Here is a 6,752-nt window from a genome sequence, read left to right as displayed (position 1 = left end):
TAGTTTGTACAGTCTCAATAATCTATGACCTCTTAGACTCAAAAAAACGAATGAAAACAAATAATATTTAATGGGAAAGCTCCGATTATTCGTTTTTTAGATCGAACTGTTATTTTCTATCATAATCCTTTAGAGAGTAAGCCCAAAAAGTTTGTTTCTTTTACTTATCATCTCAACTTTTGATCAATAGAAGGTAAGTAAATTATTTTTGAACCACATCCCACATCCTTTTACAACCCCCTAAAAATTCATTTTTTTGTAATGCTTATTATATTGAATAGTAATATGGATAATACATTTAAGAATTAACAAAGAAACGGCTGGACAAACTAACCTATACAAATTTTTAGGAGGGCATTTGATGAATGATCAAAACCATAAGACGAAAAGCTCTGCGTCAGAGCTAGGTCTAATTTGGTCACAATATATGAATGATAGCTTATCATCCTGTGTTCTTAAATATTTTATTAAAAATGTTGAAGATGAGGAGATTTGTGATGTATTGCGTTATGCTCTTGAATTAGCAGAAGCACATCTTGAAAAGGTTAGATATTTCCTAACTCAGGAAAATTACCCGATTCCAAAAGGATTTTCTGATAAAGATGTTAATGTTAATGCACCAGCTCTATTTACAGATACATATAAGCTTGTATATATACAGATAATGGCAATACATGGATTGACGAGGTATGCTGCTGCTGTCAGTAGTTCTTTACGTGAGGACTATATTAATTATTTTATTGACTGTACGAATGAAACTGCGAAATTATATGCTAGTTCTAGCAATGTTTTATTACAAAAAGGAATTGTCAGTAAGCCTCCTACACTAAATAATCAACAAAAGGTTGATTTTGTAACGGATCAATCTTTCTTAACAGGGTTTCTTGGTGAGCGTAGACCATTAAATGCGGTTGAAATAAGTGGAACATATCTCAACATGCAAAAAACAATGGTAAAAATGGTGCTTGAGCTAGGATTTGGTCAGGTGGCTAAATCTAAAAAGGTTCGGGAATATATGGAACGAGGACGACAGGTTTGCCAAAAGCATTTTGATCGTCTTACAACAAAGGTGAAAAAGGACAATTTACATATACCTAGAACCTTTGAGACAGAGGTTACTGATTCAACGGTTGCTCCCTTTTCAGACAAGCTAATGCTTTTTCATATAACGGCACTTCTTTCTTCGGCAATAGGCTATTATGGCGAGGCATTGGCATTATGTCAAAGAAGAGATTTGGCCGCTGCTTATATACGTATGATAACAGAGATAGGGTTGCTAGCAGAGGATGGAATGAATCTATTAATAGAAAATGGCTGGTTTGAACAGCCTCCAATAGCTACTGACCATGAAGGGTTGGCAAAAAGTGATTAAATGAAATTGCTGGTGGCATTTGTCTTAAATAATTGGAACTTCATTGTCCAGATTATATTGAAGCATCTATCAAATGATTTAGATAGGTGCTTTTTTTGTTATGGTTAGTAAATTGTTAATGGATTAACGTTTCAAAGAAGGATAAATGTTATACTATAATTAACAATTTAATCAGTTTAAAAGGAGACGATAGTATTGAAAATCAATATGCTTATTTCTCTCACTTCAATAAAAGAACAACAGGAAAATAATAGATATGAAATAGGGATCAAAACTTTTGAGTCATCGATTCGTCCAATTAAAGGAGATATTATTGATGACCCTGGATTTGATTCACGGTTTCATAATGGGTATGAGGTTGTAAAAGTGACGATTAATTATGAACAAAATGAATGCTTTGTTTCTCTACATCCACTTGCTATCGAAATAGAGGAAATAAGTATCAATGACTATATAGAAAAGCTTGTAGCAAATGGATGGCGTATTGTTTCAAAAGAAGAGTTAGTCAATAGTTAAAAATATAAAAGTGAGAGTTAATGTTGAGCATTTCTTATCATAAAGAGAAATGCTTTTTTTATTTATCTATGACTTGGAGACGCTATATAAGGAATATCCATTCATCACTTGGTATAGGGTTATGTAACAGAATATTTTTGAATTGTAGAAATTGGAGTGTGCAATAAAAAAACTATTATAGGTCGTTTTGAAGCATTTATTTGCTTTACGACAATCATATTTATAGGTGTTTAAAAAAATTTATTTTATGATAAAGGAAGGACAATCTATCGTATTACGGAGTAAAAATTTGTAAAGCTCGATTATCTGTATTAGAGACCTAGGTTTACTTACATCTTTGGAGGACATTATCGTGAAGACAGAAGTGAAATTTAAAAATTCAGGTATTGAAATAGGACTATATACTTTGGGGGATATCAGTAAAGATCCTCTTTCAGGGAGAAAAATTAGTGCAGAGCAACGGATGAAGGAAATCATTGCAGCAGCAAAACTTGCCGACGAAGCTGGACTTGATTTATTTGGAGTTGGTGAGCATCATCGTTTGGATTATGCTGTTTCAGCTACTCCAGTTATGTTAGCTGCCATTTCACAGCAAACAAAACAAATTAAATTAACAAGTGCGACAACCGTATTAAGTACAGTTGATCCAGTTCGGCTTTATGAGGATTTTGCAACATTGGATTTACTTTCAGGTGGGCGTGCCGAAATTATTGCTGGTCGGGGAGCGTTTCTAGAATCATTTCCATTGTTTGGTTTTGATACAAAGGATTATGATGCATTATTTTCAGAAAATATCGATCTCTTTTTACAGCTTAATAAACATGAGCAAATAACATGGGAAGGTCGCTTTCGTTCGTCATTACATAATGCGGAAATTGCCCCTCGACCGCTCCAGCGTGAGATTCCAATTTGGATAGGGGTTGGTGGGACAAAGGAGAGCGCAGTTCGTGCAGGTCATTTAGGAGTTGGTATGGCTGTCGTTATTCTTGACGGTGATCCAAGTCGCTTTCAACCATTAGTAGATATTTATCATAAAGCTGGACTAGAGGCAGGTCATGATCCCCAACAATTACAAGTAGCAGTAACAGGACATGGTTATATTGCAAAGACATCAAAGCAGGCTAAGGAAGAGTTTTATCCTTATTATGCTCATTATAAAGAGTCCGTTTATGAGCAAAGAGGTATGGAGTATACGTTATCTAGAGCAGATTATGATCAAATGGTGGGCGCTGATTCCGCTTTGTTTGTTGGAAGTCCTGAAGAGATTGCTGAAAAAATTCTTCGCCAATATGAGCTTTTTCATCATCAACGGTTTATCGCACAGATTGATATAGGTGGTATTCCTTTTGAAAAGGTTGCGAAAGGAATTGAATTACTAGCTACAGAAGTGGCACCAATCGTGCGTAAAGCGACGAGTAGGTAAAAGGATTATAAAAAGGACCATATTTGGTCCTTTTCATTATTTTTCAAATGTGATTATGTCGGTTGCTTCATCTATTAATCCTTCGTCAACTGTCTCATCTATTAATCCTTCGTCAACTGTCTCATCAATTTCACTTTGGCTTTGATTTGATGATGAAGTAATGCTGCTATTATTAAAGAGACTATCCCTTACCTTTATCCCTTGTTGTCCTCCTGCTTCATCATTGTTGTTACCAGCAATTCCACTTCGACCATTTCCATTAGCAAATTGTGACTGATTATTTTGGGCAGAGCTATGATCAATCGCATTTTGACCACCTTGATTCGCATTCGTTCCAACATTTCTATTGATCTGACCGCCACCCTCTGCCCGTTGCTCAAGCTGGATATTTTTGTTGCCAAGTATATAAGCATTTTGAATATGGATATTGACGGTTACACCCTCTCCTGCATTACGTTTGTTTTTGTAATGAATCGTAAATTGTTTATCTTCTCTATTCATATCTTTCCCTTTTCCCTCCTTACTAATAGGTTAGGATACACTTTAATATATTGAAGACATTATTCTTTCGGTTGGACAGTTTGGCAGATAATCCTGCATATGAAATTTTGCTTTAAAAAGTTTGAGTAACAACCGATATAAAAGGGTGGATTCATGAGGATTTTTTTAATTCTTATTAATTTTAATAACAATCCTGATTTGAATAAAAAAATTACAGTCATATGAGAGGAGCTACAATTTATGAAAATAAAAACAAAACTTATTCTAACGATATCAATTTTAATAGTTTCAATTATCGGTTTAGGAACTTTTTCTGTTTCAATTATTCAATCAACTATTAATGAAACGGAAAAATTAAAGGAACAAATGGAAATTCAAAAGCTTGTAAAACATGTCCAATATCGGCTTGCTGGTCTTTCAAATGATGAAAGAGCCTATATTATTACTGGTGATAGTCAATATACAGATGGAATGAAGGAGAAGGCTGACGATATAAGAAAGACGCTTGAAGACATCCAATTACTTATGATTGATGAAACACATTTACGGGCAATAGAAGATTTGCAGAAAAATTTCACCGACTTTTGGGAAATCAATCAGCAAGTGATGTCGACCTATTTGTCTAATCCTGAACAAGCAAAGGAACTTCATTTTAACGAGGAAAGAACATTAAGAAAAGAAGTGTTAGATCCATCTGTTAATAACGTTGTTACAGAAATAGATGAAGATGTGAGTCATTTAATAGAAAAGAATGATGTGAATGCAAGTAGAAACAATACGATTCTTTTAGTGACAACGATTATTTCTTCGATTATTGGCATTCTTTTAAGCATGATGCTGCTAAAGTCAATTTTGTTACCATTAAGAACGATAAACAATCAATTAATGGATATTGCAAATGGAGAAGGAGATTTAACGAAAACGGTTAAGGTGAAAGGGAATAATGAATTCGGTCAACTTGCCAGCTCTTTTAATGCATTTGTTACTTCATTAAAGGAAATGATTATCCAAATTAGCATGTCCGCTAATCAGGTTGCAGCCTCATCAGAACAGCTTTCAGCAAGTGCTGAGCAATCAGAAGCAAGTGCTAAACAGGTTTCTTCATCGATGCAAATGATTGCAACTAGTAGCGAGCAGCAATATAACTTAACAGAGAACAGCTTACATTCTGTTAATCATTCACTTGAACACTTAATGAAGGTAGCACAAACTACAAACGATGTAGCAGAAGTCTCAAATATAATGAATAAACGAGCAGAAAATGGTGCAAACCTTGTTTTACGGATGGAAGAGCAAATGCAATCGATTGATCAATCAGTTGATCGAGCAAATCGTGGAGTGAGATCGTTTGCCCATCGTGCAGAGGAAATTAAAGGTATCTCAACACTTATTTCTGAAATCTCTGGACAAACAAATCTTTTAGCGTTAAATGCTGCGATTGAAGCCGCAAGAGCAGGGGAGCATGGTCAAGGCTTTGCGGTCGTCGCAGAAGAGGTAAGAAAATTAGCGGATGAAGCAAGTGAATCAGCAAATAAAATTCAAGACCTCGTAGTAACCATTCAAAAGGACTCAAATGAAACGGTAGCTAACATCGAATTAGTAAAAGAAAATGTAACATCAGGTCTATCGTATTCACAGCTTACTGTCCGGGAAATTAAAGATATTATCCTGTCAATTGAGCAAGTCACAGCGCAAATTCAAGAGGTAGCTGCAATGACACAACAAATTTCAACTGGATTTGAAGTTGTTCAGCATTCAATAGATGAGATGGCAAAAGGCTCAAAAGAAACGTTGGCTAGCACAGAGAGCGTTGCGACGGCAACTGAAGAACAATTAGCTTCAATTGAAGAAGTATCAAATGCTACAGCTTCGTTATCAAAGTTAGCTGAAGAGCTTGAAGCAATTGTAAGTCGATTTAAAGTGTAATTGCTAATAATTGAAGAGGTTGCTCAAAAACAAAGGTTCAGACCCCAAAAAGACAATATACAGACTAATGATGAGGTTGGTTTGCTATATATCGGTGTTTGTTGGAGGGGTCAGAACCTTTTTTAATTTTAACAATAAGACACTAATTACTCGCAAGCTATTCGAAAATACATCGTCTGTGTTTTAATCCCGAACAACGGACCACTAAACATTGATGCCATTTTTTCCTCTCGTTAACAGTATGGAACCGGAATAATTCTCAACTTTTTCAAATATGATGAACTATCTTTATTGGAAAGAGGGGATTATGTATGAGGATAAATGAAAATCCTGTTACAAGGGAAAAACTTGCACATTATGCTGACTTGATGGTAAGGAAAAAGGAAATAGAAACAGAATTAGATGAGCTTAAAAAGGACTTTAACGACTACTTTGATTCTTCGGTTGGAAAGCAAGGGAAAGGTGAAATCATTATTGGGGAATATAAATTACAAAGACAAATAAGAAAGACTGAGAAATACTCCCAAGAAGCAACGGTTAGTAGACTTGAAGAGCTAAATTTACATGAGCTAATTCAAAAAAAGCCAGATGAGGGAAAAATAAAATCTGCTCTAAATTTAGGTTTATTAAAGAAAGAAGATTTAGATGGCTGTGTCAGCACAATTTATTCACATGCCATTTCAGTAAAACAAACTATTTCATAGTCTAAAATATACATAAACTGATAAAGGGGTGTTTTTTACAGGTATAACTGGCACAATTGAGACACCCCGTATTTTTATTCGTTTATTTACCCGATAAAATATTCCTTTAAAGCTTGCTGTAACGTTCCTAATGTTTTTGTTTTTTTATGGAAGGTAACACCTAAATGGACCATTTTACGTACAACTTCTGCACGTAAGCCAGTGATAACAGTATGGCAGCCCATCATTGCAGCACCATCAATCATTTTAGAAAAATAATCTATGACATCTGCTTCCATATCCCCAATTCCAGATAAATCAATAATTAATG

At 34.9% G+C, this 6,752-nt stretch carries 7 protein-coding genes; 5 read left to right on the top strand and 2 right to left on the bottom strand.

The window, feature by feature from the left end:
- Positions 1 to 361: 361 nt before the first annotated feature.
- The 3 genes from HU235_RS22235 to HU235_RS22225 all read left to right on the top strand — a co-directional run bounded on the left by HU235_RS22235 (position 362) and on the right by HU235_RS22225 (position 3,311).
- Positions 362 to 1,372 carry a DUF3231 family protein gene (locus tag HU235_RS22235; RefSeq protein ID WP_174881625.1) on the top strand — a complete coding sequence of 337 codons (1,011 nt, stop codon included), beginning with the start codon at positions 362 to 364 and terminating at the stop codon, positions 1,370 to 1,372.
- Positions 1,373 to 1,567: 195 nt separating this feature from the next.
- Positions 1,568 to 1,888: a hypothetical protein gene (locus HU235_RS22230; protein ID WP_095302453.1), complete on the top strand. Its 321-nt coding sequence runs from the start codon at positions 1,568 to 1,570 to the stop codon at positions 1,886 to 1,888.
- A gap of 352 nt (positions 1,889 to 2,240) precedes the next feature.
- Positions 2,241 to 3,311: an LLM class flavin-dependent oxidoreductase gene (locus HU235_RS22225; protein ID WP_174881624.1), complete on the top strand. Its 1,071-nt coding sequence runs from the start codon at positions 2,241 to 2,243 to the stop codon at positions 3,309 to 3,311.
- 36 nt (positions 3,312 to 3,347) lie between these two features.
- Here HU235_RS22225 and HU235_RS25195 read toward each other — a convergent pair whose 3' ends face one another.
- Positions 3,348 to 3,812, bottom strand: coding sequence for a hypothetical protein (locus tag HU235_RS25195; RefSeq protein WP_233452369.1), 465 nt, complete (start codon positions 3,810 to 3,812; stop codon positions 3,348 to 3,350).
- 240 nt (positions 3,813 to 4,052) lie between these two features.
- On the opposite strand from HU235_RS25195, the gene HU235_RS22215 reads away from it, so the two are divergent.
- Together HU235_RS22215 and HU235_RS22210 are read left to right on the top strand one after the other, a co-directional pair.
- Positions 4,053 to 5,738 (top strand): methyl-accepting chemotaxis protein, encoded by a 1,686-nt coding sequence (locus tag HU235_RS22215; RefSeq protein WP_174881623.1) that lies wholly within the window; start codon positions 4,053 to 4,055, stop codon positions 5,736 to 5,738.
- Between the two features lie 311 nt (positions 5,739 to 6,049).
- Entirely contained in the window at positions 6,050 to 6,442 is a 393-nt protein-coding gene (locus HU235_RS22210) for a hypothetical protein (protein ID WP_174881622.1), read from the top strand.
- Positions 6,443 to 6,528: 86 nt separating this feature from the next.
- Here HU235_RS22210 and HU235_RS22205 read toward each other — a convergent pair.
- On the bottom strand, positions 6,529 to 6,752 hold a 224-nt coding region (locus HU235_RS22205), incomplete at its 5' end, for an STAS domain-containing protein (protein WP_174881621.1).

The sequence above is a fragment of the Metabacillus niabensis genome (genome assembly GCF_902829255.1).
In the GTDB taxonomy this organism is placed as follows: domain Bacteria; phylum Bacillota; class Bacilli; order Bacillales; family Bacillaceae; genus Metabacillus; species Metabacillus niabensis.
The sequence above is the reverse complement of the archived record's forward strand: the minus strand, read 5'-3'. Positions and strand labels throughout refer to the sequence as shown.